The organism is Bacillus cereus group sp. BceL291, from assembly GCF_051776705.1.
Taxonomy (GTDB): Bacteria; Bacillota; Bacilli; order Bacillales; family Bacillaceae_G; genus Bacillus_A; species Bacillus_A cereus.
Genome location: NZ_JBPWAP010000278.1, coordinates 1 through 253, shown reverse-complemented (window position 1 = coordinate 253; position 253 = coordinate 1). Strand labels below are relative to the sequence as shown.

Here is a 253-nt window from a genome sequence, read left to right as displayed (position 1 = left end):
ATCGATATTATCATATAAATCTTTATAATTAGCCCCCATTTTATTCCATTGTTGCTGAATACTTGTTAGAGACATGATTGCTTGATCCACTGTCTGATACAAATATGTTAGCGTGTCTTTCGTATTAGTAAGTGAAATAACTGCTTGATTAGCCAGATCAGCTTTCATACTTAATTCTCCGATTTTATTCGAAATTTCATTATAAGAATTCATATGATTAGATGCCTCGACACCAGCTGCTGTTCCTAAACCG

1 pseudogene is annotated in these 253 nt (G+C 33.6%); it reads right to left on the bottom strand.

The annotated features are described in order from the left end of the window. Positions 1 to 253 (bottom strand): annotated as a pseudogene (locus ACS2CR_RS34575) (hemolysin BL lytic component L1); the annotation flags it as partial.